Genomic DNA, 25,862 nt, shown 5'->3' with positions numbered 1-25,862 from the left:
GAGACGCGATGATCCCCGGTGAAATCGTCGCCGCTCCCGGCGAGCTCGAGCTCAACAAGGGCCGCAACCCGATCACGATCGAGGTCGCCAACACCGGCGACCGGCCGATCCAGGTGGGCAGCCACTACCATTTCTTCGAGACCAACGCGGCGCTGAAGTTCGACCGCAAGCGCGCCAGGGGCATGCGGCTCGACATCGCCCCGGGTACCGCCGTTCGGTTCGAACCGGGCCAGTCGCGCACCGTGCGGCTGACGCCCTATCTCGGCGGCCGCGAGAGCCACGGCTTCCGCGCCCAGGTCTCGGGCAAGCTCGGTCCGATCGCCAAGGTCGGCCCGTCGAACGAAGGTCCGACCCGGATCTCGCGCTCGGCCTATGCCCACATGTTCGGCCCCACGGTGGGCGACAAGGTGCGGCTGGCCGATACCGACCTCTTCATCGAGGTCGAGAAGGACCACACGGTCTACGGCGAGGAAGTCAAGTTCGGCGGCGGCAAGGTGATCCGCGACGGCATGGGCCAGAGCCAGCGCACCCGCGCCCAGGGCGCCGTCGACACGGTGATTACCAATGCCCTGATCGTCGACCACTGGGGGATCGTGAAGGCCGATATCGGCCTGAAGGACGGCCGCATCGTTGCCATCGGCAAGGCGGGCAATCCCGACATCCAGCCCAAGGTCGACATCGTGATCGGCCCGGGCACCGAGGTGATCGCCGGCGAAGGCAAGATCGTGACCGCCGGCGGCATCGACTGCCATATCCACTTCATCTGCCCGCAGCAGATCGACGACGCGCTGTACAGCGGGGTCACCACCATGCTGGGCGGCGGCACCGGCCCGGCGCACGGCACGCTGGCCACCACCGTTACGCCCGGCCCCTGGCACATCGGGCGCATGCTGCAGGCTGCCGAGGGCCTGCCGATGAACCTCGGCTTCTTCGGCAAGGGAAACACCAGCAAGCCGGCCGGCATCAAGGAACAGGTCGAGGCCGGCGCCTGCGGGCTGAAGCTGCACGAGGACTGGGGCACCACGCCGGCCGCCATCGACAACTGCCTGAAGGTGGCCGACCGCATGGACGTGCAGGTCGCCATCCACACCGACACGCTGAACGAATCGGGCTTCGTCGAGACCACGCGGGCGGCCTTCAAGGGCCGGGCGATCGCCACCTTCCACACCGAGGGTGCGGGTGGCGGCCATGCGCCCGACATCATCCGCCTGTGCGGCGAGAAGAACGTGCTGCCGTCGTCGACCAACCCGACCATGCCCTACACGGTCAACACGGTGGATGAGCATCTCGACATGCTGATGGTCTGTCACCACCTCAATCGGAAGATTCCCGAGGACGTGGCCTTCGCCGAAAGCCGCATCCGCAAGGAGACCATCGCCGCCGAGGACATCCTGCACGACATGGGCGCGTTTTCGATGATGTCGTCCGACAGCCAGGCGATGGGCCGCGTCGGCGAGGTCGTGATCCGCACCTGGCAGACCGCCGACAAGATGAAGAAGCAGCGCGGCCGCCTGAAGGAGGAGCAGGGCGACAACGACAATGTCCGGGTCAAGCGCTACGTCGCCAAGTACACGATCAACCCGGCGCTGACCCACGGCATCGCCCGCCACGTCGGTTCGATAGAGGTCGGCAAGCGCGCCGACCTCGTGATGTGGTCGCCGTCCTTCTTCGGCGCCAAGCCCGACATGGTGCTGATCGGCGGTTCGATCGTCGCCGCGCCGATGGGCGATCCCAACGCCTCGATCCCGACGCCGCAGCCGGTCCACTACCGGCCGATGTTCGGCGCCTTCGGCCGCAGCCTGGTGACCAGCCCGGCGCTGTTCGTGTCGCAGGCGGCGATCACCAAGAACGTCGCGAAGAAATGGGGGCTGAGCCGCCCCGTGCTGCCGGTCAAGGGCACGCGCAAGATCGGCAAGAAGGACATGGTCCACAACGCGCTCTGCCCGACGATCGAGGTCGACCCCGAGACCTACGAGGTTCGCGCCAACGGCGAGCTCCTGACCTGCGAGCCGGCCGAGACGCTACCGATGGCGCAGCGGTATTTCCTGTTTTGATCATGACTCTCATACGGAGCGCGGACTTCCAGGTCCGCATCATGACCATGAGCGGACCTGGAGGTCCGCGCTCCAAGATGCGCCACGGAGTGGCGCGCCCCCGGCAATGAAGCGCGCCATCGACGTCGCGCGCGCCGGGCAGTGGCCATCGGCCGAGCGGGTCGACAGCGTGACGCTGCTGTTCGACGACCGTTACCGGCGGCGGCTGCGCATGCTGGGCGACGGCGGGCTCGACTTCCTGCTCGACCTGGTCGAGCCGATCGTCCTGCACACCGGCGACGGGCTGCGGCTGGAGGAGGGCGGCTTCGTCGAGGTCCTGGCGGCCGAGGAAGATCTGGTCGAGGTGCGCGGCCGCGATGCCGCCGCCTTCGCCCGCATCGCCTGGCATCTCGGCAACCGCCACCTGCCGGCGCAGATCGACGCCGACCGCATCCTGATCCGCGACGACCATGTCATCGTCGACATGCTGAAGGGACTGGGCGCCGAGGTGCGCAAGGTGCGCACGCCCTTCGATCCCGAGGGCGGCGCCTATGGACAGCACAACCACGACCTCGGCCATCGCCACGGATCGCTGCACGCCGAGCGGCACGACTGATCCATGGCCGTCGATCCGTTCTACCGGCTGCTCGCCTGGCTGTCGCCGGCCTATCCGATCGGCGCCTTCAGCTACAGCCATGGCATCGAGACGGCGGTCGAGGAGGGACTGGTCGGCGATCGCGCCACGCTCGTCACGTGGCTCGAGAGCGTGCTGCGACAGGGGACCGGCGCTGTCGACGGCGCGCTGTTCGCCGCGGCCTGGCGGGCCGCCTCGGCAGAGGACTGGCCGGAGTTCGACCGCATCGCCGAGCGGGCCGCCGCCTGGCGTGGGACGGCGGAGATGGCGCTGGAATCTCGCCAGCAGGGCGGGTCGTTCCTGACAATCACGCGCACCGCCTGGCCGAACGACGCTCTCGAGGCCGCGCACGAGCGGCTGGGCGGCGAGCTGGCGCTGCCCGTGGCGGTGGCGCTGGCGGCGGCGGCACACGGGATCGCGCTCGAGACGGCGCTCGGGGGATATCTGCACGCCTTTGCGGCCAACCTGATATCGGCGGCCGTCCGGTCCGTGCCGCTGGGCCAGAGCGACGGCCAGAGGGCGCTGGCGGCGCTGGAACCGGCGGTGAGCCGGGCCGTCGAGGCGGCGCAGGCCGTGGCCTCGCTCGACGAGGTCGGCACGGCGACGCCGCTGCTCGACTGGTGCTCGCTGCGCCACGAGACGCAGTACACGCGTCTGTTCCGCTCATGACGGTCGTGTTCGCCGTCCTGTTGTTCGTCGGCGTGGGCGCCATCGCCGTGATCCATGCGATGTGGGGACTGGGCTACAACTGGCCGGAGGCGGACGAGGGGGCGCTGGTGCGTGCCGTGGTCGGCGACGGCCGCCGCCGCATGCCGCCGGCCTGGCAATGCCACGGCGTGGCGGCCGCACTGGCGCTGCTGGCCCTGTGGCCCTTCGTCATGCTGGGCCGCGCCGAAGAGACCTGGGTGCAGTCCGTCACCTATGCCATCGCCGGCGTGTTCCTGGCGCGCGGCGTGGCGGGCTTCACGCCGACCTGGCGCAGCCATTTTCGCGACGAACCATTTGCCACGCGCAACAAGCGGTACTATTCGCCGTATTGTCTGCTGATGGGCGCGAGCTTCGTCGCCCTGCTCGCCGGGGAGTTGGAACGTCAATGAGTCTGCGGGGTCCGCTTAGAGTGGGAGTCGGCGGGCCGGTCGGGTCCGGCAAGACGGCGCTGGTCGAGCGCCTGTGCAAGGCCATGCGCGAGACCTACGACATCGCCGTCGTCACCAACGACATCTACACCAAGGAAGACGCCGAGTTCCTGACCCGGGCCGGGGCGCTCGCGCCCGAGCGGATCGTCGGCGTCGAGACCGGCGGTTGCCCGCACACGGCGATCCGCGAGGACGCTTCCATCAACCTGGCGGCCGTCTCGGACATCGTGCGCCAGTGGCCCGATCTCGAGGTCGTGTTCGTGGAATCGGGGGGCGACAACCTGGCCGCCACCTTCTCGCCCGAGCTGGCCGACCTCACGATCTACGTGATCGACGTGGCGGCCGGCGAGAAGATCCCGCGCAAGGGCGGCCCCGGCATCACCCGGTCCGACCTGCTGGTGATCAACAAGATCGACCTGGCCCCCCTGGTCGGGGCCAACCTCGACGTCATGGACCGCGACGCGCGCCGGATGCGCGGCCAGCGGCCCTTCCTGTTCTCCAATCTCAAGGAGAACAAGGGCGTCGCGGAGATCGCGTCCTTCATCGTGCGGCAGGGCGGCCTCGCGGAGCGTCCTGTCGCCAAGGAGTAAGCCATGCGTAAACCGATCGTCCTGAGCCTGGTCGCCCTGTCGATGGCCGCCCCGGCGCTGGCGCATCCCGGCCACGAGGCTTCCGGCTTCGTCCATCCTTTCACCGGGCTCGACCATTTCGCGGCGATGATCGGCGTCGGGATGTGGGCCGGCCTGCTGGCCCTGCGCCGGCCCGCGGCGGCGCTTCTGGTCCCGCTCGCCTTCCTGGTCATGATGGCCGTCGGGGCAGCTGCCGGTTTTGCAGGCATAAAACTGCCGCTTGTTGAGGCGTTCATTCTGGCATCGGTTTTCGTGATCGGCGGGCTCGTCATGGGTGCCGTGCGTCTTCCGGCGGCCTGGGCGATGGTCATCGTCGGCCTGTTCGCCTTCTTCCACGGCTATGCCCACGCACAGGAAGCGCCTGCTGCTGGCGCGGGCGGCTACATCTTGGGGTTCATGGTGGCGACTGCCGTCCTGCAGGCGGCCGGACTCGCGCTCGCCTGGAGCGTCCGCCGCCTGGCGGGCGACCTCGGCGTGCGGGCGGTGGGCGGCGCGATGATGGCGGCCGGCGCTCTCGTGATCGTGGCCCATTAAAAGTTATACCAGCCCCTAGCCGGGATTTTGGCACGCCTCCTGCTCTCTTCGCTCTGACGGGGAGTTCCGTCAGATAAAGGAGAGCGGGATGAAATTCGGTTCAACCATGCGGGCGGGCCTGTTGGCCGCCGGCCTGATCGCGGGGGCGGCAAGCGGTGCCTTCGCCCAGGCGCCGCCGATCAAGGTCGGCATTCTTCATTCACTGTCGGGCACGATGGCGATCAGCGAGACGACCCTGAAGGACGTCATGCTGATGCTGATCGAGGAGCAGAACAAGAAGGGCGGCGTGCTCGGCCGCAAGCTCGAGGCCGTCGTCGTCGATCCGGCGTCGAACTGGCCGCTGTTCGCCGAGAAGGCGCGCGAGCTGCTGCAGAAGGACAAGGTCGCCGCGGTGTTCGGCTGCTGGACCTCGGTCAGCCGCAAGTCCGTCCTGCCGGTGTTCGAGGAGCTGAACGGCCTGCTCTTCTACCCCGTCCAGTACGAGGGTGAGGAGAGCTCGCGCAACGTGTTCTACACCGGCGCGGCCCCGAACCAGCAGGCGATCCCGGCGGTCGACTACCTGATGAACAACGAGAAGGTGCAGCGCTGGGTGCTGGCCGGCACCGACTACGTCTATCCGCGCACGACCAACAAGATCCTCGAGGCGTACCTGAAGCAGAAGGGCGTCAAGCAGGAAGACATCATGATCAACTACACGCCGTTCGGTCATTCCGACTGGCAGTCGATCGTGGCGGAGATCAAGAAGTTCGGTTCGGCCGGCAAGAAGACGGCCGTCGTGTCGACCATCAACGGCGATGCCAACGTGCCGTTCTACAAGGAGCTGGGCAACGCCGGCATCAAGGCCAAGGACATCCCGGTCGTCGCCTTCTCGGTCGGCGAGGAAGAGCTGGCCGGTGTCGACACCAAGCCGCTGGTCGGCCATCTCGCGGCCTGGAACTACTTCCAGTCGGTGAAGAACCCGACCAACGAGGCCTTCATCAAGACCTGGCAGACCTTCACCAAGAACCCGAAGCGCGTGACCAACGATCCGATGGAAGCGCACGTCATCGGCTTCAACATGTGGATCGAGGCGGTCAAGAAGGCCGGCACGACCGATCCCGACGCGGTGATCGACGCCATGATCGGCGTGACGGTGCCGAACCTGACCGGCGGCTACTCGGCGATGATGCCGAACCACCACATCACCAAGCCCGTCCTGATCGGCGAGATCCAGGACAACGGCCAGTTCGACGTGGTGTGGCAGACCTCGGGCCTGGTGCTCGGCGACGAGTGGTCGGACTACCTGCCCGACTCCAAGGACCTGATCTCGGATTGGCGCAAGCCGATGAACTGCGGCAACTTCAACGTTGCCACGGGCAAGTGCGGCGGCAAGGGCAAGTAGATCCTTTCCGCTCAACCCACAGGGGCGGGGCGACATTTCCTGTCGCCCCGTTTCCATCTCCGGGCTAATTCAGAACCATGATCTTCCTGCGCCTGCTAACGGGGGTGATGTCGGCGCTGGCCTCGGTGTTGATCGCCGGCATGGCCCTGGCTGCCGACCTCTCGGCTCTCGTCAACAATCTCACCACCGGCGGGTTCAGCGATCGCGAGACCGCGATCGCGGCGCTCGCCGCCTCGGGTGATCCGCGCGCGGCGCCCATCCTGCGCGCGCTCGGCGCGGGCCAGCTCTACGTCCGCACGGCGGACAAGGTCGTGGTGATCGCGAGCCCCGACGGCAACCAGCTCGCGCTGGTCGAGGCCGTCACCGGCAAGCCCGCCGGCACGGCGCCGGAAGCCGCGCTCGAGCGCGTTCGCGTCAACAACCGGCTGCGCGGCGTCATCGAGGCCGCGGTCGGCTCGCTCACCCTGATGAGCCCCGATGCGCGCGTCCGCCGCGAGGCGGCGGATTCGCTGTTCAAGCGCCCCGATCCCGCCGCGCTCGGCGCCCTCGACGCGGCGATCGCCGCCGAGAAGGATGCCGGCGTAAAGACCGCCCTCAACGAGGCGCGCGCCGCCGTGGTGCTGGTTTCCGACGCCAGCAAGGAGCAGAAGCTCCAGGCGCTCGAGGTCGTGCGCAAGCGCGGCAACAGCGATGCGCTGAGCGTCCTGCAGGCGGCCGTCAACCGGTCGTCCGATCCCGAGGTCAAGGCCGCCGCCACCGCGGCCGCCGGCGAGGTCCGCCAGACGCTGTCGGCCTGGGAAGCGGCGCAGAACGTCTGGTACGGCATCTCGCTCGGCTCCGTGCTGCTGCTGGCCGCGATCGGGCTCGCCATCACCTTCGGCACCATGGGCGTCATCAACATGGCGCACGGCGAGATGGTGATGCTGGGCGCCTACACGACCTTCGTCGTCCAGGAGATCATCCGCACCTCGGCGCCGCACCTGTTCGATGCCTCGCTGATGTTCGCCCTGCCGCTCGCCTTCCTGGTCGCGGGCGGCGTCGGCATCCTGATCGAGCGCGGCATCATCCGCTTCCTGTACGGACGGCCGCTCGACACGCTGCTGGCGACCTGGGGTCTTTCCCTGGTGCTCCAGCAGGCGGTGCGCTCGATCTTCGGCCCCAACAATCGCGAGGTGGGTGCGCCGGCCTTCATGTCGGGCGCCTTCCAGGTCGGGCAGATCACCGTCACCTACGGGCGGCTGTGGATCGTCGTCTTCTCGCTGGTCGTGTTCTGCGCGCTCATCCTGCTGCTGCGCAAGACGCCGCTCGGCCTCTACATGCGCGCCGTCACCCAGAACCGGCCGATGGCTTCGGCCATGGGCATCCGCACGCCGCGCGTCGACGCGCTCACCTTCGGCCTCGGCTCGGGCATCGCGGGACTTGCCGGCGTGGCGCTGAGCCAGATCGACAATGTCAGTCCCAATCTCGGCCAAGGCTACATCATCGACTCGTTCATGGTCGTGGTGTTCGGCGGCGTCGGCAACCTGTTCGGCACGCTGGTCGGCGCCACCGCGCTCGGCATCGTGAACAAGTTCCTCGAACCCTATGCCGGCGCCGTGCTCGGCAAGATCCTGGTCCTGGTGTTCATCATCCTGTTCATCCAGCGCCGCCCGCGCGGCCTGTTCGCGCTGAAGGGGCGGTCCGTCGAATGATCACGCGCTTCCTCTGGCAGGGCATGGGACCCATGCTGCGGGCCTTCGTGCTCCTGGTCCTGGCGATCGGCATCGCGCTGCCGCTGCTCAACCAGCTTCTGCCGCCCACCAGCCCGTTCTACGTGCCGGCCTGGGTGCTGCAGCTGATCGGCAAGTATCTCTGCTTCGCCTCGCTGGCGCTCGCGGTCGACCTCGTCTGGGGATTCTGCGGCATCCTCACGCTGGGCCACGCCGCCTTCTTCGCGCTCGGCGGCTACTGCATGGGCATGTACCTGATGCGCCAGATTGGCAGCCGCGGCCAGTACGGCAATCCGCTGCTGCCCGACTTCATGGTGTTCCTGAACTACAAGGAGCTCCCCTGGTTCTGGCACGGCTTCGACATGTTCTGGTTCGCGGCCATCATGGTCGTGCTGGTGCCGAGCCTGCTCGCCCTGGCGCTGGGCTGGTTCGCCTTCCGCAGCCGCGTCACCGGCGTCTACCTGTCGATCATCACCCAGGCGATGACCTTCGCCCTCATGCTGGCCTTCTTCCGCAACGACATGGGCCTGGGCGGCAACAACGGCATGACGGACTTCAAGGACATCCTCGGCTTTTCCGTGCAGGCCGACGGGACCCGCGCCGCGCTCTGCTTCGCCTCCGCACTCGTGCTCGCGATCTTCCTGGTGATATCCGGCGCCGTCGTCGGTTCGCGCTTCGGCAAGGCGCTGACGGCGGTGCGCGACGCCGAGAGCCGCATGCGTTTCCTCGGTTATCGGGTCGAGGGCTACAAGCTCTTCGTCTTCGTCCTGTCGGCGGCCATGGCGGGAGTCGCGGGGGCGCTCTACGTCCCGCAGGTCGGCATCATCAATCCCAGCGAGTTCTCGCCGGCCAACTCGATCGAGGCGGTGCTGTGGGTCGCCGTTGGCGGTCGCGGCACGCTGATCGGCGCGGTGATCGGCGCCTTCGCGGTCAACTTCGGCAAGACCTGGCTGACCGGCGCGCTGCCCGAGCTCTGGCTGTTCGCGCTCGGCGCCCTGTTCATCGCCGTGACGCTGTTCCTGCCCAAGGGCATCGTCGGCCTGTGGGGGCAATTGCGCGGACGCGCGGCTACCGCCCGGGCGAGGGCGGCGGCATGAGCCTGACCGAGCATCGCAGCACCTCGGCGCTGCTCTATCTCAGCGGCGTCACGGTCTCGTTCGACGGCTTCAAGGCGCTGAACAACCTGTCGCTGCTGGTCGAGCCGGGCGAGATGCGGGCCATCATCGGGCCCAACGGCGCCGGCAAGACGACGATGATGGACGTCGTCACCGGCAAGACGCGACCCGACGGCGGCGAGGTCGTGTTCGACGGCAAAGCCGATCTCACCAAGCTCGACGAGGCCGACATCGCGACGCTGGGCATCGGCCGCAAGTTCCAGAAGCCTACCGTGTTCGAGAACCACACGGTGCGCGACAATCTCGTGCTCGCGCTGGCCGGCCTGCGCAGCTGGTACAAGCTCCTCCTGGCGGCGCCGACCCGGGCCGAGAACGAGCGCCTGGACGAGATCCTCTCGATCATCCGCATGGAGCCGCAGCAGCACATGCTGGCGGCGCGCCTCAGCCACGGCCAGAAGCAGTGGCTGGAGATCGGCATGCTGCTCGCCCAGGATCCCAAGCTGCTGCTGGTCGACGAGCCCGTGGCGGGCATGACCGACGTCGAGACCGAGACGACGGCCCAGGTCCTGCGCGAGATCAACAAGACCCACTCGGTCGTCGTGGTCGAGCACGACATGAGCTTCGTGCGGGCGCTCGGCGTCAAGGTCACGGTGCTGCACGAGGGCTCGATGCTGGCCGAGGGCACTCTCGACGAGGTCAGCGCCGATCCGCGCGTCGTCGAAGTCTATCTCGGACGATGACCGCCATGCTGACCGTCCAGAACGTCGACCTCTACTACGGCGCCGCCCAGGCGCTGCGCTCGGTGTCGCTGAGCGCCACGATCGGCCGCGTCACCTGCCTGCTCGGCCGCAATGGCGTCGGCAAGACCAGCCTGCTGCGGGCGATCTGCGGCCTGCAGCCCATCGCCGCCGGATCGATCGCGCTCGACGGGCAGGAAATGTCCCGCCTGCCGCCCTACGAGCGGGCGCGGCGCGGCGTGGCGCTGGTGCCGCAGGGGCGCGAGATCTTCCCGCTGCTGACGGTGAAGGAGAATCTCGAGACCGGCTTCGCACCGGTCGGCCGCGAGCACAAGAAGGTGCCCGACGAGGTGTTCGAGCTGTTCCCGGTGCTGCAGTCGATGCTGCGGCGGCGCGGCGGCGACCTGTCGGGCGGCCAGCAGCAGCAACTCGCGATCGGCCGCGCCCTCACCATGCGGCCCAAGCTGCTGGTGCTCGACGAGCCGACCGAGGGCATCCAGCCGTCGGTGATCAAGGATATCGGCCGCGCCATCACCTTCCTGCGCCAGCGCGGCGACATGGCGATCCTGCTGGTCGAGCAGTATCTCGACTTCGCCCACGAGCTGGCCGACGACTTCGCGGTCATGGACCGTGGCGAGATCGTGCTGTCCGGCACGCGCGAGACCTTCGATGCCGAGGCCGTGCGCCGCCACATGACGGTGTAGCTCAAGGTCGGATCAAGGCACCGCTACGCCATGGACTTGCTGGTACGTCTCGACGAGATAAGAATCAGTCATGCCGGAAATGAAGTCTGTAATCGATAAAAGCTGTTCATACGGAGCAGCTCTCAGATCGTAGCCAGGAACTATGGCAAGCAGCTTCTTGCCCGAAGCCTTTTGGGGCGCGGCGGCCGCGTTGATGAAGTCGTCCAACAAGCTGTGCAGCATCTTAACCCCGCTAATCTCAGCCCGAATTGTTCGATCCCATTTGAACACTCTTTCCTCGACTAGTTTCTTCGCGTCTTCCACCGCACTAGCCAATGGCGAACCTTCGATCAGACTAGTTCCGAATTCGCCGTTTACAATTGAAGCCTCATTCTCAAGAAACACTTGTTGAACAATCTCGATAAGATTGCCTATTGCCGTTGCACGCAGCCAACCTAAGTTGGAATCTTTGTCATCGACGGATGGGTTGTAGCTAACGTTTCCAGGCAATAGCGCGCGGAGGCAAGCTTCAGCGTCACGGTATTCAATTCTTCCGACCTTTACGCCGTCTTCGACGTCAATGATGCGGTAACAGATGTCGTCCGCGGCTTCGACTAGGAATGCTAGCGGGTGCCTTTGCCAAGACCCTTCTGTCAAACTGCGCAAGCCTAGTGTCCACGCAAGCTTCGCAAACTCAGTTGATTCGGCGCAGAAGAAGCCGTGCTTCTTCTGCCCAATGTATCCGGGTCTGCGTCGCGCGCTGCTGCTCGTTGGATACTTGGTAAAAGCGCCCAGTGTCGCGGCTGTCAGCTTTAGCCCCACGTGACTGTTTGCAAGGCGCACCAGAATTCGAAACCCCTGAGCATTACCTTCGAAGAGGCGAAGGTCAGCCATTTCTGCAGGGCTTAGTTGCTTGAATAGTTCGTTGGAGGAATTGGTCTCGAACCACTCCGCTATCGCCGTTTCACCAATATGGCCAAATGGTGGATTCCCAATATCGTGTGCTAGAGCCGCAGCGGCGGCGATTTGGCCAACCTCTGCCGCAAGCTCTTCCATTTGATCGAGAGCAGCGTCACCACGATTCTTGAGCGCTCGCCCGATAAAGGTTCCAAGTGAGCGAGCTACGCACGACACTTCAAGAGAATGGGTAAGGCGTCGACGCACATAGTCTGAATCGGCGAGAGGGTGTACTTGCGTCTTGTCTTGAAGGCGGCGGAAATGCGAAGAAAAGGCAACCCGATCGAAGTCGCGCTGAAATGGCGTCCGTTGCGCCTCGCCCATCGGCGGTTTGCTGTCCTGAAGCCGAGCAGAGCTGAGCAGCGATGGCCAATCAGTCATGTGTTCCCTCGCGTTTAGAATTGGAGATACGACGTGGCTTCTGCGCCGTCGAACGGTGAGAACGAACGGCGAGATCCCTCTCGTCGAGGCCGCGCGCCAGGGTCGTAGAAACTGATTTCTCTCTGAAGTAGCTCACCGAAAAATCGGTGATCCCTAATGAAAGACCGACTTGTACGCTGTGGCCACCATCGCTTCAGTGAGGCCTCGTATGCGACCAGCCACATTTCGGAGGAGAGGCCATCGTCGGTTGCGAATGAACGCCAGAAATCCGAGTTAATGGACCCATCTACAAAGCCCCTTTGAATAAGGTCCAGCGTCAGCAACGCGCAGACGCCACTTCGCAGGCGAGTCACGTCTTCGAGGAGGTCGCCTGGCAATCGGGTTTCAGTTTCGCGCGCCCAAAAGAGCAGCCAAGCCACTTCGAGTGTATGCGCCGCGCGGGCTTTGAGCCGAATTTGTTGTCGGATGAAATGGTGAACGTCCGCGACGGCACCCTGTTGCCCATTCCTATGTTGAAAGGCAAGATGCTCCGCGACGTAGCTTAGGCAAGACGGACTCCTTCGTGCAGCGTATAGCAACCATCTCACAAAGAAGTTTCTATTCTCTTCTCGAATGGGGAAGCTTGTGGCGACTTTTGTTGCGTACAGAAGAACTTCAGCTCGCGGATGTTGATCGGCACGATGCATGGCTTCAGTAAAAAATGACTCCAAATCCTCCCTTTGGCGCCGAGTCCGTTCGGAAACCTGAAACTGCCGAATGAAATGAAGCCAATCTGGCGAAGTAGAAATTCCAACTCCTTGCGTCGAAGTCTTTTCGTCGTTCAACTGGAGATCGAACTCATAGAGGGCTGATGATAAAGTTGCGACGACCGCGTCGGGCGACTCGTCTTCATTTATTCCGACGATTACGTCGTCGACGTAGCGAACGCCTCGAGTTGCGAGATCGGGGAGATGACCTCTAAGCACATCTTCCAATTCGGTAGCGACGAGTTCTGACAGTATGCGGGAGGTGTCTGGACCAATTGGGATACCGGTTTCGTCGCCCCCTTGCCCTGAACGCACAGCCGCAACTATGCGGCTTGCTTCTGAATCCCTAAATTCGCGCTCGTTGTCTGAATTTTGTACCCAAGCTCTGCCCAAAAGACCCCAGGCGATCGTGTGTGTAGGTAAGGATGGAAAGAACCGCACGATGTCCGTCTGAACGTATCTCCCGTAACGCGCAAGTATCGCGATCTTTCTACGATGGACCCTCCCGAAATCGATACCTGCGATTGCTCGCCGATCTCGCTCAACCTGAATGAGAGGTTCAAATTCGCCAATTTCTGAACGATTTAGGCGGGCCCGAATTTCTGTCCAGTTTCGTGCAATCAAATCGGATAGATGTAGCTGACTGATTGGATTGACAATTGAAACTTGCCGTCTAACGCGTCTCGCTCGAGGGACGCTCACTATCTCCGGGCGAGTGATGAACCTACGGAGCTCGTGTTCATTCCAATGCCGCACGAGGTCGTCAGCATGCTGGCTAAGCTGCCGAGTTGAAAATGGCGGAGGTAGTTCTGAAGGGAAGTGGCCAGAAGCGACCAAACGTTGTAGTCGAATAAGCCTTGAGCTTGTTAAGAGGTGCCTCGGCGATCGCATTTACAATTGGTAATCTATCCAACTCGAAATGCAACTGTCATTAGATGCGGAAAGGGCACCTGTCGCTAAGCGGCGTACGTAAGTTGAATAGCGCCCTAACCGCCACGTTGGGCGCCCCTTATCAGCCGTCCCGGCCGCTCGCCGGTCAGCTCGTCGTCGCGCAGCGTCTCGACGCCTGCGTTGAACGTGTGGCGATAGCCCGTGGCGCGCTGGACGAGGCGGCGGCCGCCCGCCGGCAGGTCGTAGACGACTTCCGGCCGTTGCAGGGCGAGCGCGTCGAAGTCGATGACGTTGATGTCGGCCTTGTGGCAGGGCGCCAGCAGGCCGCGGTCGAGCAGGCCGTAGGCCTCGGCCGTGCCGCGCGTCTGCTTGGCCACGAGGAACTCGAGCGGCAGCTTCGGCCCGCGCGTGCGGTCACGGCCCCACAAGGTGAGCAGCGAGGTCGGCGAGGAGGCGTCGCAGATCACGCCGACATGGGCGCCGCCATCGGCCACGCCCAGGACGGTCGCGGGGTCGGTGATCATCTCGTGCACCACGTCGAGGCTGCCGTAGGCGTAGTTCTCGAACGGCAGCATCAGCAGACCCTTGCCCTCGCGCGCCATCATCTCGTCGAGCGCCACCGCCTGCGGCGTGCGCCCGGTGCGGGCGGCGATGGCGGCGATCGAGCCGTCGGCGTCAGGCTCGTAGTCGGGACGGTCGCCGATCGGAAACATCTTGTGGAAGGCTTCGGCCATGAAGGCGCGCGGGCCGCCGGACGGCGCGTCCTCGACCAGCCGGCGGCGCAGCTCCGCGTCCGCGCCCAGGCGCGCATGGCGCTCGGCGGGTGAGAGCTTGCGCATCTCCAGCCAGGCCGGATGGGCGGCGAAGGGATGGGCCGTGGTCTCCAGCCCCATGATGACGCCGATCGGGCGCGAGCCGACCTGGGCATTGGCCATCCGGCCGGCCCGGCGCACGCCATGGATCTGGTCGAGCGTCTCGCGCCACAGCTTCGGCTGGGCATCGACCTGCACCAGCAGGCAGGAGAGCGGCCGGCCGGCCAGCGACGCCGCCGCGTCGAGCGCCTCGAACTCGCCGGGGCCGAAGTCGGAATTGACCTGCAGCACGCCGCGGCCGGCCCGGCGCATGCCCTGGGCGATGCCCAGCAGCTCGGCCTCGCGGGCGCTGAGGGACGGGGTGAAGCGGCCGTCGCGCGCGCGGTGCTTGGTGGTGCGCGAGGTGGTGAAGCCCAGCGCGCCGGCGTGCAACGCCTCCTCCGTGATCCGGGTCATCGCCTCGATCTCGGCTTCGGTCGGCGCCTCGGCATGGTCGGTGCCGCGTTCGCCCATGACGTAGAAGCGCAGCGCGCCGTGCGGGAGCTGGGCGGCGACGTCGACGGTGCGGCTCATGGCGGCCAGCGCATCGAGGTAGTCGGGGAAGGATTCCCACGCGAAGCTGACGCCCTCGCTGAGCACGGTGCCCGGGATGTCCTCGACCCCCTCCATCAGGTTGATGAGGTAGGGCGATTGGCCGGGCCGCACCGGCGCGAAGCCGACGCCGCAATTGCCGAACACCGTGGTCGTGACGCCGTGCCAGGACGAGGGCGTGACGAACGGGTCCCAGGTCGCCTGGCCGTCATAGTGGGTATGGATGTCGACGAAGCCCGGGATCACCGTCAGCCCGTCGGCGTCGATCTCGCGCCGGCCGGGTCCCAGCGCCGCCCCGACGGCGACGATGCGGTCGCCTTCGACGGCGACATCGGCGATCCGCCGCGGCGCGCCGGAGCCGTCGATCACGGTTCCGTTTCGGATGACGAGGTCATGCATGCAGCGAGGATAGGCCCCTGTTCCGGCCCGGTCTATGTTCGCCCCCAGCCAAGCCATCCCCTCCGGGAGACCGTCCTTTGCAGAAACCGCTTCTCTTCACGCCCCTCTCGCTGCGCGGGGTCACGGCGCCCAATCGCTGCGTCGTCTCGCCGATGGTGCAGTACCGCGCCACCGACGGGGAGGTGAACGACTACCACCTGGTCCATCTGGGCAAGTTCGCGCTGGGCAAGTTCGGCATCGTCTTCACCGAGAACTGCGCCGTCGAGCCGCGCGGCCGGGTCACCCAGGGCGATCTCGGCCTGTGGGACGACCGCCAGATCGAGGGGCACAAGCGGCTGGTCCGTTTCCTGAAGCAGGAGGGGGCGCTGGCGGCGACCCAGATCACCCATGCCGGCCGCAAGGGCAGCACGCCGCGCTCCTTCGACAAGCCGGGCCAGCTCGGGCCGGAGGGTGCCGGCTGGCAGAAGTGGCAGGTCGTGGGACCGTCCGAGCTGCCGGCCGCCGAAGGCTGGACCATTCCCCGCCAGCTCGACGACGACGACATCGACGCCCTCGTGAGGAAGTTCGGCGAGGCGGCGCGGCGCGCCGATGCCGCGGGCTACGACGTGATCGAGATCCACGGCGCGCACGGCTACCTGCTGGCGCAGTTCCTCTCGCCGATCAGCAACACGCGCAACGACCAGTATGGCGGCGATCGCGCCGGGAGGATGCGCTTCCCGCTGGCGGCCGCCAGGGCGGTGCGCGAGAACTGGCCGGAGAACAAGCCGATGTTCATCCGCGTCTCCTCGGTCGACGGCGCCGGCGGCTGGGAGGTCGAGGACACGGTCGTCTTCGCCAAGGCCCTGAAGGCGCTGGGCGTCGACGTCATCGACTGCTCCTCGGGCGGCCTCACCGGCGTGTCGACGGCCCTGCCGGTCAAGCGCTCGCTCGGCTTCCAGGTGCCGTTCGCCGCGGCGGTGAAGCGCCAGGCGGACATCCGGACGATGGCGGTCGGGCTGATCCTTGACGGGCCGCAGGCCGAGGCGATCCTGCAGGCCGGCGATGCCGACCTGATCGCGATCGGCCGCCAGGCACTCTACGATCCGTTCTGGGCGTTGCACGCCGCCCAGGAGCTGGGCTGCGACGGCGACTTCGAGATGTGGACGCCCGAGTACGGCTGGTGGCTGGAGAAGCGCAAGAACAACCTCGTCGGCCTCAAGAAGTAAGCAAGACAGACACGGGAAGAAACCATGACAGGCATCCTGACCGGCCTTCGCATCGTCGAAGGCTCGGCGTTCATCGCTGCGCCGCTGGGCGGCATGACGCTTGCCCAGCTCGGCGCGGACGTGATCCGCTTCGACGACATCAAGGGCGGTCTCGACAGCGACCGCTGGCCGGTCACGAAGGACGGGCGCTCGATCTACTGGGCCGGTCTCAACAAGGGCAAGCGCTCGATCGCCGTCGACCTGCGCAGCCCGCGCGGCCGCGAGCTGCTGACGGCGCTGATCACCGCGCCCGGCGAGGGCGCCGGCATCTTCACGACCAACATGCCGGCACGCGGCTGGCTCTCCTATGAGGCGCTGTCAGCTGAGCGCGCCGACCTGATCGCCCTCAACATCGTGGGCGCGCGCGACGGCGCGGCCCATGTCGACTACACGGTGAACGCCATCACCGGCTTTCCCATGGTGACCGGGCCGGTCGGCCACGGCGGGCCGGTGAATGCGGTCGCGCCGCCCTGGGACCTCGCCACCGCCTATGCCGGCGCCATGGCCATCCTGGCCGCCGAGCGGCACCGGCGCCTGACCGGCGCGGGCCAGCGCATCGTCCTGCCGCTGCAGGACATGGCGCTCGCCGCCACCTCGGCGCTGGGCTACCTCGGCGAGGCGGTGGTCAACGAGGTCGATCGTCCGCGATTCGGCAACGAGATTTTCGGCACGTTCGGGCGCGACTTCCGGACGAAGGACGGTCGCTTCGTCATGATCTGCATCTTCTCCGACCGCCACGTCGATGCGCTCGCGACGGCGGGCGGGTTCGCCGAGGCGTTTCGCCAGATCGAGAGCGCGAAGGGCGTCGACCTGAAGACCGATGCCGGACGCTGGATCGCGCGCACCGAGCTGTGCACCGTCATCGAGCCCTGGGTCGCGTCGCTCAGCGCTGCCGAGGTCGGCGCGGCGCTGAAGCAGGCCGGCGCCCTGTGGGCGCCCTACCAGACCTTCCGCGAGCTCGCGGCCGACCGCACCAACGTCCTCGACAATCCGATGTTCACCATCCTCGACCAGCCCGGCATCGGCCGCTACCCGGTCGCCGCAACGCCGCTGCAGTTCGGCGCCTTCGAGCGCGAGCGGCCGCTTCCCGCGCCGGTCCTGGGGCAGCACACCGACGAGATCCTGTCGGGCATCCTCGGCCTCTCTGCCGGCGCGATCGGCAAGCTGCATGACGACAAGGTTGTCGGCGGCCCCCGCTAGTGCTGTCATGCCGCGCTCGGGGTGACGGGCGCACATGACCGGACAGAAGATCCTCATCGCCGGCGGCGGCATCGGCGGCCTCGCCGCGGCGCTCGCCCTGGCCCAGAAGGGCATCCCGTCGCTGGTTCTCGAGAAGGCCGCCGAGCTGGGCGAGATCGGCGCCGGCATCCAGCTCGGTCCCAACGCCTTCCATTCCTTCGACCGGCTGGGTGTCGGCGAGGCGGCGCGCGGCATGGCCGTCTACATCGACCAGCTCCGCCTGATGGACGCGCTGGTCGATGGCGAAATCACCCATATCGACCTCGGCGAGGCCTTTCGCGCCCGCTTCGGCAATCCCTACGCGGTCGTCCATCGCGGCGACCTGCACGGCGTCCTGCTGCGCGGCTGCCGCGACCATGCGCTGATCGAGCTGCGCACCCGCGCCGAGGTCACGGGCTACGACCAGGACGAGAATGGCGTGGCGGCGCGGCTGGCCGGCGGCGAGACAGTCCGCGGGACCGCCCTGGTCGGCGCCGACGGCCTGTGGTCGGCGGTGCGCCGGCAGGTGGCGGCCGACGGCGCGCCGCGCGTCTCGGGCCACACGACCTACCGTTCCGTGATCCCGACCGAGCACATGCCCGAGGACCTGCGCTGGAACGCCGCCACGCTGTGGGCCGGCCCCAAGTGCCACATCGTCCACTATCCGCTGTCGGGCTGGAAGGTGTTCAACCTCGTGGTCACCTACCACAGCGACGCGCCCGAGCCCGTGGCCGGCCAGCCGGTGGCGACCGAGACGGTGCGGCAGGGCTTCGCCCATGTCTGCGCGCGTGCCCAGTCGATCATCCATCACGGTCGCGACTGGCGGATGTGGGTGCTCTGCGACCGCGATCCGACCGACCGCTGGATCGACGGCCGCGTGGCGCTGCTGGGCGACGCCGCGCATCCGATGCTGCAGTACATGGCCCAGGGCGCCTGCATGGCGATGGAGGACGCGGTCTGCCTCGCCGATTCGCTGGCGCGGACGGAGGCCCTCGATTCCGGCCTCGCCGCCTATCGCGACCGTCGCGTGCTGCGCACGACCCGCGTGCAGCTCATGTCGCGGGCCATGGGCGACCATGTCTACCACCCGGCCGGGCCGCATGCCGCGTTGCGCAACGCCATCATGAGCGCGCGAAGCCAGGCCGACTGGCTCGACACGCTCGACTGGCTCTACGGCGGCAACGGTCTCGACTGAAGCGCGTCCGGCGTCAGTGGATGACGTCGGGATGCAGCGCCGCCATCAGCGCCTGGTTCCCGCTGTAGTCGACGGGCACGCCGATCAGCACCGGCCCTTCCATCGCCATTGCCTTGGCGAGCACCGGCGCCACCTCGTCGGGCGAGGTGACGGCGAAGCCGCGGGCGCCCATCGATTCGGCGAACTTCACGACGTCGACCGGCCCGAACGTCACGCCCGAATCGCGGCCGTAGGCCGCCATCTCCTGGAAGCGCACCATGTCGTAGTGGCCGTCGATCCAGACGATGTGCACGAAGTTGCACTTCAGGCGCACGGCGGTCTCCAGCTCGACGGCCGAGAACAGGAAGCCGCCATCGCCCGAGACGGAGACGACCTTGCGCCCGGGATCGGCGAGGCAGGCGCCGATCGCCCAGGGCAGGCCGACGCCCAGGGTCTGCTGGCCGTTGCTGATCAGGATCTGGCGCGGCCGGTGGGCAAGCAGGTGACGGGCCAGCCAGATGTGGAACGAGCCCATGTCGACGCAGAGCGTCGTGTCCTGGTCGACGATGGCCTGCAGCGCCTGGACGATCCGCATCGGATGAACCGGCATGCCGGCATGCCGGACCGCCTCCGCCGCCGCGCGCGTCCGCTCGGCGGCGATCTCGGCCAGCAGGTCGGCCTGGGCGGGGCGGGGGCGGGCCTTCAGGAGCGGCGCCAGCGCCCACAGCGTGGCCGCTATGTCGCCCAGCAGCTCGAGGTCGGGCCGGTAGTGGCGGTCGGGATCGGCCGGCACGCAGTCGAGGTGGATGAGCTTGCGGGTGCGGCCGGCGTTCCACAGGGCCGGGTCGTACTCGACGGGATCGAAGCCGATGGTCAGCACGAGGTCCGCCGCATCGAGCAGCCGGTCGGCCGGCTGGTTGTGGAACAGGCCGACGCGGCCGCCGAAGCAGTCGACATGCTCGCGCGGCACCACGCCCGCCGCCTGGAACGTGCCGGCGATGGCGAGCTTCTTCTGCACCAGCAAGGCGCGGATGGCGTTTGCGGCCGCGGGCTGGCTCGCCAGCATGCCCAGCACCACGACCGGGCGCTCGGCCGCCTCGATCAGTCGCGCCGCCTCGGCGATCGCGCCGGCATCGGCCGGCCCCAGGGCCGGGCAGCGGGCGGGCGTCAGCACTTCGTCGGGCGCGGGCCCCTTCATCACGTCCTTCGGCAGGCTGAGGAAGGCCGCGCCCGGCCGGCCCGATTCGGCGGCACGGAAGGCGGTGGCGAGGGCCTCGGAGACCGCGTCGCCGGCATCGATCTCGGCGGCATACTTGGTCACCGGCCGGAACATCGCGACCGTGTCCATCGACTGATGGGTCTGCTTCAGCCGGTCGGCGATCGGCACCGCGCCGCCCAGCGCCACGATCGGATCGCCCTCGGTATTGGCGGTCGCGAGGCCTGTCACGAGGTTCGAGCAGCCGGGACCCGACGTCACGAGCACCACGCCGGCCTTGCCCGTGATGCGCCCCATGCCGCCTGCGATGAAGGCGGCGTTCTGCTCGTGCCGGCAGACCACGGTCTTGATCGGCGAATCGAGCAGGGCATTGAACACCGGGTCGATCTTGGCGCCCGGGATGCCGAAGACATGTTCGACGCCCTGGGCCTCGAGGGTCCGGACCAGCAGCTGCGCGCCGCTCTGCTTGCCGCTCATGCTCGCCTCCGCTTGGCTGCTGCCTTCTGGTTCTTTCGACGCGCGGGTTTGGCGGCCGCATCCAGCTCCTCGAACACCTGCTTCATGGTCATGAGGGCGTTGGTCGCGGCCGGGAAGCCGCAATAGGCGATCATCTGCGTGATGATCTCGCCCACCTCGGCGCGCGAGGCGCCGCAGCGCAGCGCCGCCTTGATGTGCAGCTTGAGCTCGGGGAGGGAGAAGCCCTGCACGGTCAGCGCGGCCACGGTGCAGAGCTCGCGGGTCTTGAGGTCGATGACGTCGCGCGGGTAGAGCTCGCCGAACGGGAAGGTGACGTTTACCCAGGCGAATTCCGGCGCCAGCGCCTTGATATTGCGGATGTAGGAATCCGCCATGGGGCCGAGCTGCTTGCGGATCTGGGCCATGCCGCGCTGGTATTCCGGGGAGTTCTCGTCGTGGGTCGTGGCCTTGCGTCGCGCCATGCCGTTGCCTCCGTTGACTGGGCCGGGCGGGCACTGTGCACCGGGCGGAGACGGAAAAGAACGGGCATAATGGATGCGATGCCTCCAGGTCCCCGTCCCGTCGCCGTCGAGCTCAACGCCGTCCTCATTGCCCTGATCGCGGAGCAACCCCAGGTCCTCACCTTGGAGGACGGCGCGCTCCTGCCGTCGGGACCCTTCGAGACGGACCATCCGACCTTGCAGACCGGCCTGCGGGCCTGGGTCGAGCGCCAGACGCACCATCCGCTCGGCTATGTCGAGCAGCTCTACACATTCGCCGACCGCTACCGCGAATCGACCCAGGGCTATCGCATCGTCTCGATCTCCTACCTCGGCCTGACGCGCGAACGCGCCGAGGCGGGCCAGCACGAGCCGGGATGGCAGAACATCTACCGCTACTTTCCCTGGGAGGACTGGCGGGACGGGCCGCCGCGCCTGCTGACCCGCGCGCTGCTGCCGCGCCTCAAGGCCTGGGTGGACGCCGCGTCCGACACGGTCCGGCGGGATCGCCGGCAGCGCGTCGACGGAAATTTCGACTTGGCGGGCTGGAACGAGGAGCAGGTGCTGCAGCGCTACGAGCTCCTCTACGAGGCCGGGCTGGTGCCCGAGGCGGGGACGCGCGCGCGCAAGCGGGTCGCCGATCCCATCCCCGGCGAGCCGATGCACTACGATCACCGGCGCATCCTGGCGACCGGCCTCGCCCGCCTGCGCGCCAAGATCAAGTACCGGCCCGTCGTGTTCGAGCTGATGCCGCGCGACTTCACGCTGGGGCAGCTCCAGCGCGCGGTCGAGGCGCTGGCCGGACGCTCGCTGCACAAGCAGAATTTCCGCCGCCTGATCGAGCAGCAGGGCCTGGTCGAGGAGACCGGCGCGATGACGTCCGGCACCGGCGGCCGCCCCGCCAAGCTTTTCCGCTTCCGCCGCGAGATCGTGGCCGAGCGCGCCGTCGCCGGCTCGAAGCTTCCACTCTCCCGCTCATAGATTTCCATCCACATCCTGGCGGCATCCAGCGTCCGCGGCCCTTGACGAACCCTTTTGCTCATGTCTAGCATAACAATGCTCAGACGGAGCAAAAGAGGTCGCCATGTCTGTTTCCGCCGAAACCCTGCAGCGCTACGAGCGCGTGAAGTCGGTCATCCTGCCGGCCGAGTGGTCCGAATTCGCACCCGACGTCGAGGCGATCCTCGACCTCAAGCGCGCGCGCAACGCCGTCATCCTGGCGCACAACTACCAGACGCCGGAGATCTTCCACGGCGTCGCCGACATCGTCGGCGACAGCCTGGCGCTCGCCCGCGAGGCGATGCGCGCCGATGCCGACGTGATCGTGCTGGCCGGCGTGCACTTCATGGCCGAGACCGCCAAGCTCCTCAATCCCGCCAAGCAGGTGCTTATCCCCGACCTGCGCGCCGGCTGCTCGCTGGCCGAGTCGATCACGGCCGAGGATGTCCGCCTGCTGCGCCAGCGCTGGCCCGGCGTGCCGGTCGTGACCTACGTCAACACCTCGGCCGCGGTGAAGGCCGAGAGCGACATCTGCTGCACCTCGGGCAATGCCCGCAAGGTCGTCGAGAGCCTGGGGGTGAAGCGGGTCATCATGCTGCCCGACGAGTACCTGGCGCAGAACGTCGCGCGCGAGACCGACGTCGAGATTGTCTCCTGGGCCGGCCACTGCGAGGTGCACGAGCGCTTCACCGCCGCCGACATCCGGCAGCTGCGCGAGGGCCATCCCGGGATCGTCGTTCTGGCCCATCCGGAATGTCCGCCGTCGGTTGTCGAGGTCGCCGACTTCGCCGGCTCGACCGCGGCGATGGCCGACTACGTCACCCGCGAACGCCCAGCCCGCGTGGTCCTGATGACCGAATGCTCGATGAGCGACAATATCGCCGCCGCCAATCCCGGCATCGAGTTCGTGCGGCCCTGCAATCTCTGCCCGCACATGAAGCGGATCACGCTGCCCGGGATTCGCCGCGCGCTCGAGACGATGCAGCACGAGGTGACCATCGATCCTGCCGTCGCGGCGCCGGCCCGTCGCGCCGTCGAGCGCATGCTGGCCGTGCGCTGAGGGGTTGGCCATGGAGACGATGCGCAACGAGCTGGCCGGCCGACCCGTCATCGTGGGCGGCGGCCTGGCCGGGCTGATGACCGCCCTCCGCCTGGCGCCGCAACCGGTCGTGCTGCTGGCGAGCCTCCCGCTGGGCGAGGGTGCCGCGTCCGCCTGGGCGCAGGGCGGCATCGCGGCCGCCCTGGGCGACGACGACGGGCCCGACCGCCATGCCGCCGATACGCTGGCGTCGGGCGACGGGCTCTGCGATCCCGCCGTCGTGGCCGCCGTGACGGCGGCGGCGCCGGCCGCCATCGCGCGGCTGGAAGCGTACGGCGTCCGCTTCGACCGGGATGCGATGGACCGGCTGGCGCTCGGCCTCGAGGCAGCGCACAGCCGGCGGCGCATCGTCCATGTCGCAGGCGATGGGTCGGGAGCGGCGATCGTCCGGGCGCTGGTCGCAGCGATCAGGGCAACACCCTCGATCACCGTCATCGAAGGCCTGGAGGTGCGCCGCCTCCTGGTCGATGGCAGCGGCATCGCCGGCGTTCTGGCGGCCAGCCCGAGCGGCGCCTGCCTTCTGCCGACCCGACGGGTCGTGCTGGCCTGCGGCGGGCTGGGTGGCCTGTTCGAGCACACGACCAACCCGCTGGGCGCCATCGGCCAGGGCGTGGCGCTCGCGGCGCGAGCCGGCGCGACCCTGGCCGACATGGAGTTCGTGCAGTTCCATCCCACCGCGCTCGACGTCGGCCGCGATCCGATGCCCCTGGTCAGCGAGGCGGTGCGGGGCGAGGGCGCCGTGCTGATCGACGAGACGGGAGCCCGCTTCATGGCCGGCAACGGCCGGGCCGAACTCGAGCCGCGCGATGTCGTCTCGCGCGCCGTCGCCGGCCACCTGGCCGCGGGCCATCTGGTCTTCCTGGATGCAAGGTCGGCGCTGGGAGCGGGCTTTGCCGCGCGCTTTCCCGCCATCGCCGCACACTGCCGCGCGGCCGGGCTCGATCCCGCGCGCGAGCCCCTGCCGGTGCGGCCTGCCGCGCACTACCACATGGGCGGAGTCGTCGTGGATGCCGAGGGCCGTACCGACGTGCCGGGCCTGTGGGCCTGTGGCGAGGTCGCGTCGACGGGGTTGCACGGCGCCAACCGGCTGGCCAGCAACTCGCTGCTCGAGGCGGTGGTCGGGGCGGGCGCGGTCGCCGAGAGCCTCTCGGGCGCGGTGGTGCCGCCGCTGCCCGGCCCGCGTCCTGCCGTCGTTCCACCGGCGCCGCGCGCCGAAAGCCTCCGCGCCCTCGTGAGCGCGTCGCTGGGCGTCGGGCGCGACCGCGCCGGCCTCGACGCGGCCGTTGCCGGGCTTCAGCCGCAGGCGTTCGCCGGCGGTGCTTCAGCCGATCCCGCCCTGGTGGCGCTGATGATCGCGACGGCCGCGCTCGCGCGCGAGGAAACACGCGGTGGCCACCATCGCACCGACTTTCCCGGCCGTTCGCCGGGCTGGGCGTGCCGCCTGCTGCTGCGCGTCCACGATACCGGCAGCCGGCTCGTCTGCCGCACCGCACCTGTCACCCCCGTTCGCCAAACCGCTGCTGCCGGAGCCTGAACCATGCTCACCTCCTTGCCCCTGCTGATGATCGAGGCGCCGGTGCGCGCCGCCCTGCTGGAAGACCTGGGTCGGGCCGGCGACCTTACGACCGACGCCATCGTGCCGGCCGGGCTACGGGCGGAAACCGCCCTGGTGGCGCGGCAGGCCGGGATCGTCGCCGGGCTCGACGCGGCGGCGCTCGCCTTTCGCCTGGTCGACCCGGCGATCGAGATGGTCGTCGAGCGTCCCGACGGCAGCCGGGTGACGCCAGGCGACCGCATCGCCACCATCGCCGGTCCCGCCCGCGGCATGCTCACGGCCGAACGGGTGGCGCTCAACTTCCTCGGCCATCTGAGCGGCGTGGCCTCGGCGACGGCGACGCTGGTTGACGCGGTGCGCGGCCACAAGGCGCGGATCTGCTGCACGCGCAAGACGATGCCGGGGCTGCGGGCGCTGCAGAAGTACGCGGTGCGTGCCGGCGGCGGCGTCAATCACCGCTTCGGCCTCGACGATGCCGTGCTGATCAAGGACAACCACGTCGCGGCGGCGGGCGGAGTCGGCGCGGCGATCCGGGCGGCACGCGCGGGCATCGGCCATCTCGTGAAGATCGAGATCGAGATCGACCGGCTCGACCAGCTCGACGAGGCGCTCGCCGGGCGCGCCGACGCGGTGCTGCTCGACAATATGGGGCCCGACATGCTGGCCGAGGCGGTGCGCCGGATCGGCGGCCGGGCGATCGCCGAGGCCTCCGGCCGCATCACGCCGGCAACGGCGCCCGCCATCGCGGCGAGCGGCGTCGACCTGATCTCGGCTGGCTGGCTGACCCACAGCGCGCAGGTCCTGGACATCGGCCTCGACTGGCGGGACGGCGCGGCGACACGGGCCGCCGCCTGAACGCAGGCCTGCCGATCCCGCCGATCCGGTTGACTCGGATCGCCAACCCGCAGAACATCCGCGCCTCGTTTCGAGTGGTAGCGTAGCGTCCTCGTGCGTAGGCCGGCCGTCAGGCGGGTCGGAACAAGATCAAGAAAAGCGGGTACTGGGAGGCAGGGCGCCGGTTGCGCCCGATCGG

At 67.9% G+C, this 25,862-nt stretch carries 23 protein-coding genes and 1 pseudogene; 20 read left to right on the top strand and 4 right to left on the bottom strand.

What is annotated here, in order from left to right; genetic code table 11:
- Positions 1-8: 8 nt before the first annotated feature.
- The 12 genes and pseudogenes from ACO073_RS27135 to urtE all read left to right on the top strand — a co-directional run.
- Positions 9-251: pseudogene (locus ACO073_RS27135) on the top strand (urease subunit beta); the annotation flags it as partial.
- Between the two features lie 129 nt (positions 252-380).
- Positions 381-2,054 (top strand): urease subunit alpha, encoded by a 1,674-nt coding sequence (ureC, locus tag ACO073_RS27130; RefSeq protein WP_422002231.1) that lies wholly within the window; start codon positions 381-383, stop codon positions 2,052-2,054.
- A gap of 106 nt (positions 2,055-2,160) precedes the next feature.
- Complete coding sequence (locus ACO073_RS27125) at positions 2,161-2,649, top strand: urease accessory protein UreE (protein WP_422001989.1); 489 nt, start codon at positions 2,161-2,163, stop codon at positions 2,647-2,649.
- Between the two features lie 3 nt (positions 2,650-2,652).
- Entirely contained in the window at positions 2,653-3,336 is a 684-nt protein-coding gene (locus ACO073_RS27120; RefSeq protein ID WP_422001987.1) for an urease accessory protein UreF, read from the top strand.
- Positions 3,333-3,764 carry a DUF3995 domain-containing protein gene (locus tag ACO073_RS27115; RefSeq protein WP_422001986.1) on the top strand — a complete coding sequence of 144 codons (432 nt, stop codon included), beginning with the start codon at positions 3,333-3,335 and terminating at the stop codon, positions 3,762-3,764. The genes ACO073_RS27120 and ACO073_RS27115 overlap by 4 nt, the downstream gene beginning before the upstream one ends.
- Complete coding sequence (gene ureG / locus ACO073_RS27110) at positions 3,761-4,393, top strand: urease accessory protein UreG (RefSeq protein ID WP_422001984.1); 633 nt, start codon at positions 3,761-3,763, stop codon at positions 4,391-4,393. Before ACO073_RS27115 ends, ureG begins: the two co-directional genes overlap by 4 nt.
- Before the next feature lie 3 nt (positions 4,394-4,396).
- A complete protein-coding gene (locus ACO073_RS27105; RefSeq protein WP_422001982.1) occupies positions 4,397-4,966 on the top strand; it encodes a HupE/UreJ family protein in 570 nt (189 codons plus the stop codon).
- Between the two features lie 88 nt (positions 4,967-5,054).
- Complete coding sequence (urtA, locus tag ACO073_RS27100) at positions 5,055-6,347, top strand: urea ABC transporter substrate-binding protein (RefSeq protein ID WP_422001980.1); 1,293 nt, start codon at positions 5,055-5,057, stop codon at positions 6,345-6,347.
- 77 nt (positions 6,348-6,424) lie between these two features.
- Entirely contained in the window at positions 6,425-8,038 is a 1,614-nt protein-coding gene (urtB, locus tag ACO073_RS27095; RefSeq protein ID WP_422001978.1) for an urea ABC transporter permease subunit UrtB, read from the top strand.
- Complete coding sequence (urtC, locus tag ACO073_RS27090) at positions 8,035-9,153, top strand: urea ABC transporter permease subunit UrtC (RefSeq protein ID WP_422001976.1); 1,119 nt, start codon at positions 8,035-8,037, stop codon at positions 9,151-9,153. Before urtB ends, urtC begins: the two co-directional genes overlap by 4 nt.
- Complete coding sequence (urtD, locus tag ACO073_RS27085; RefSeq protein ID WP_422001974.1) at positions 9,150-9,911, top strand: urea ABC transporter ATP-binding protein UrtD; 762 nt, start codon at positions 9,150-9,152, stop codon at positions 9,909-9,911. The genes urtC and urtD overlap by 4 nt, the downstream gene beginning before the upstream one ends.
- 5 nt (positions 9,912-9,916) lie before the next feature.
- Positions 9,917-10,612, top strand: coding sequence for an urea ABC transporter ATP-binding subunit UrtE (urtE, locus tag ACO073_RS27080; RefSeq protein WP_422002230.1), 696 nt, complete (start codon positions 9,917-9,919; stop codon positions 10,610-10,612).
- A 12-nt stretch (positions 10,613-10,624) separates the two neighbouring features.
- Here urtE and ACO073_RS27075 read toward each other — a convergent pair whose 3' ends face one another.
- Positions 10,625-11,929, bottom strand: a complete 1,305-nt coding sequence (locus ACO073_RS27075; RefSeq protein WP_422001973.1) for a deoxyguanosinetriphosphate triphosphohydrolase — start codon at positions 11,927-11,929, stop codon at positions 10,625-10,627.
- 299 nt (positions 11,930-12,228) lie between these two features.
- Here ACO073_RS27075 and ACO073_RS27070 point away from each other — a divergent pair, with 299 nt between their 5' ends.
- Positions 12,229-12,474, top strand: a complete 246-nt coding sequence (locus tag ACO073_RS27070) for a hypothetical protein (RefSeq protein ID WP_422001971.1) — start codon at positions 12,229-12,231, stop codon at positions 12,472-12,474.
- Positions 12,475-13,661: 1,187 nt separating this feature from the next.
- Here the strand turns inward: ACO073_RS27070 and ACO073_RS27065 are convergent.
- Positions 13,662-15,368, bottom strand: a complete 1,707-nt coding sequence (locus ACO073_RS27065; RefSeq protein ID WP_422001969.1) for an N-acyl-D-amino-acid deacylase family protein — start codon at positions 15,366-15,368, stop codon at positions 13,662-13,664.
- A gap of 77 nt (positions 15,369-15,445) precedes the next feature.
- Between ACO073_RS27065 and ACO073_RS27060 the strand changes: the two genes are divergently transcribed.
- From ACO073_RS27060 to ACO073_RS27050, 3 genes are read left to right on the top strand one after another with little or no spacing between them, the layout of a single operon-like run.
- The gene (locus ACO073_RS27060; protein ID WP_422001967.1) at positions 15,446-16,573 is read left to right on the top strand and encodes an NADH:flavin oxidoreductase/NADH oxidase; all 1,128 of its coding nucleotides are present in this window, start codon (positions 15,446-15,448) and stop codon (positions 16,571-16,573) included.
- A gap of 24 nt (positions 16,574-16,597) precedes the next feature.
- A complete protein-coding gene (locus tag ACO073_RS27055) occupies positions 16,598-17,812 on the top strand; it encodes a CoA transferase (RefSeq protein WP_422001966.1) in 1,215 nt (404 codons plus the stop codon).
- 34 nt (positions 17,813-17,846) lie between these two features.
- On the top strand, positions 17,847-19,025 hold the full coding sequence (locus tag ACO073_RS27050; RefSeq protein WP_422001964.1) for a 3-hydroxybenzoate 6-monooxygenase: 1,179 nt from the start codon (positions 17,847-17,849) through the stop codon (positions 19,023-19,025).
- A gap of 13 nt (positions 19,026-19,038) precedes the next feature.
- Here ACO073_RS27050 and alsS read toward each other — a convergent pair whose 3' ends face one another.
- On the bottom strand, positions 19,039-20,697 hold the full coding sequence (gene alsS / locus ACO073_RS27045; RefSeq protein ID WP_422001962.1) for an acetolactate synthase AlsS: 1,659 nt from the start codon (positions 20,695-20,697) through the stop codon (positions 19,039-19,041).
- Entirely contained in the window at positions 20,694-21,158 is a 465-nt protein-coding gene (locus ACO073_RS27040; protein WP_422001960.1) for a carboxymuconolactone decarboxylase family protein, read from the bottom strand. Before ACO073_RS27040 ends, alsS begins: the two co-directional genes overlap by 4 nt.
- A gap of 78 nt (positions 21,159-21,236) precedes the next feature.
- On the opposite strand from ACO073_RS27040, the gene ACO073_RS27035 reads away from it, so the two are divergent.
- From ACO073_RS27035 to nadC, 4 genes are all read left to right on the top strand, one after another.
- Complete coding sequence (locus tag ACO073_RS27035) at positions 21,237-22,157, top strand: NUDIX hydrolase (RefSeq protein ID WP_422001958.1); 921 nt, start codon at positions 21,237-21,239, stop codon at positions 22,155-22,157.
- A 103-nt stretch (positions 22,158-22,260) separates the two neighbouring features.
- On the top strand, positions 22,261-23,235 hold the full coding sequence (gene nadA / locus ACO073_RS27030) for a quinolinate synthase NadA (RefSeq protein WP_422001956.1): 975 nt from the start codon (positions 22,261-22,263) through the stop codon (positions 23,233-23,235).
- A 10-nt stretch (positions 23,236-23,245) separates the two neighbouring features.
- Positions 23,246-24,808, top strand: coding sequence for an L-aspartate oxidase (locus ACO073_RS27025; RefSeq protein WP_422001954.1), 1,563 nt, complete (start codon positions 23,246-23,248; stop codon positions 24,806-24,808).
- Between the two features lie 3 nt (positions 24,809-24,811).
- Positions 24,812-25,684, top strand: a complete 873-nt coding sequence (nadC, locus tag ACO073_RS27020; protein WP_422001953.1) for a carboxylating nicotinate-nucleotide diphosphorylase — start codon at positions 24,812-24,814, stop codon at positions 25,682-25,684.
- The last annotated feature ends 178 nt before the right edge of the window (positions 25,685-25,862 follow it).

Origin of the sequence: Reyranella sp. (assembly GCF_965229815.1) — a bacterium.
GTDB lineage: Bacteria > Pseudomonadota > Alphaproteobacteria > Reyranellales > Reyranellaceae > Reyranella.
This window is presented reverse-complemented; position numbering and strand designations above follow the sequence as displayed.

Coding starts and splice junctions, on each gene's coding strand:
- nadC (WP_422001953.1), top strand. CDS start 24,812: ATGCTCACCTCCTTGCCCCTGCTGATGATCGAGGCGCCGGTGCGCGCC.
- ACO073_RS27075 (WP_422001973.1), bottom strand. CDS start 11,929: ATGACTGATTGGCCATCGCTGCTCAGCTCTGCTCGGCTTCAGGACAGC.
- urtE (WP_422002230.1), top strand. CDS start 9,917: ATGCTGACCGTCCAGAACGTCGACCTCTACTACGGCGCCGCCCAGGCG.
- ureC (WP_422002231.1), top strand. CDS start 381: ATGTTCGGCCCCACGGTGGGCGACAAGGTGCGGCTGGCCGATACCGAC.
- urtC (WP_422001976.1), top strand. CDS start 8,035: ATGATCACGCGCTTCCTCTGGCAGGGCATGGGACCCATGCTGCGGGCC.
- alsS (WP_422001962.1), bottom strand. CDS start 20,697: ATGAGCGGCAAGCAGAGCGGCGCGCAGCTGCTGGTCCGGACCCTCGAG.
- ACO073_RS27125 (WP_422001989.1), top strand. CDS start 2,161: ATGAAGCGCGCCATCGACGTCGCGCGCGCCGGGCAGTGGCCATCGGCC.
- nadA (WP_422001956.1), top strand. CDS start 22,261: ATGTCTGTTTCCGCCGAAACCCTGCAGCGCTACGAGCGCGTGAAGTCG.
- urtD (WP_422001974.1), top strand. CDS start 9,150: ATGAGCCTGACCGAGCATCGCAGCACCTCGGCGCTGCTCTATCTCAGC.
- ACO073_RS27025 (WP_422001954.1), top strand. CDS start 23,246: ATGGAGACGATGCGCAACGAGCTGGCCGGCCGACCCGTCATCGTGGGC.
- ACO073_RS27055 (WP_422001966.1), top strand. CDS start 16,598: ATGACAGGCATCCTGACCGGCCTTCGCATCGTCGAAGGCTCGGCGTTC.
- ACO073_RS27040 (WP_422001960.1), bottom strand. CDS start 21,158: ATGGCGCGACGCAAGGCCACGACCCACGACGAGAACTCCCCGGAATAC.
- ACO073_RS27115 (WP_422001986.1), top strand. CDS start 3,333: ATGACGGTCGTGTTCGCCGTCCTGTTGTTCGTCGGCGTGGGCGCCATC.
- ureG (WP_422001984.1), top strand. CDS start 3,761: ATGAGTCTGCGGGGTCCGCTTAGAGTGGGAGTCGGCGGGCCGGTCGGG.
- ACO073_RS27120 (WP_422001987.1), top strand. CDS start 2,653: ATGGCCGTCGATCCGTTCTACCGGCTGCTCGCCTGGCTGTCGCCGGCC.
- urtB (WP_422001978.1), top strand. CDS start 6,425: ATGATCTTCCTGCGCCTGCTAACGGGGGTGATGTCGGCGCTGGCCTCG.
- ACO073_RS27065 (WP_422001969.1), bottom strand. CDS start 15,368: ATGCATGACCTCGTCATCCGAAACGGAACCGTGATCGACGGCTCCGGC.
- ACO073_RS27105 (WP_422001982.1), top strand. CDS start 4,397: ATGCGTAAACCGATCGTCCTGAGCCTGGTCGCCCTGTCGATGGCCGCC.
- ACO073_RS27035 (WP_422001958.1), top strand. CDS start 21,237: ATGCCTCCAGGTCCCCGTCCCGTCGCCGTCGAGCTCAACGCCGTCCTC.
- urtA (WP_422001980.1), top strand. CDS start 5,055: ATGAAATTCGGTTCAACCATGCGGGCGGGCCTGTTGGCCGCCGGCCTG.
- ACO073_RS27050 (WP_422001964.1), top strand. CDS start 17,847: ATGACCGGACAGAAGATCCTCATCGCCGGCGGCGGCATCGGCGGCCTC.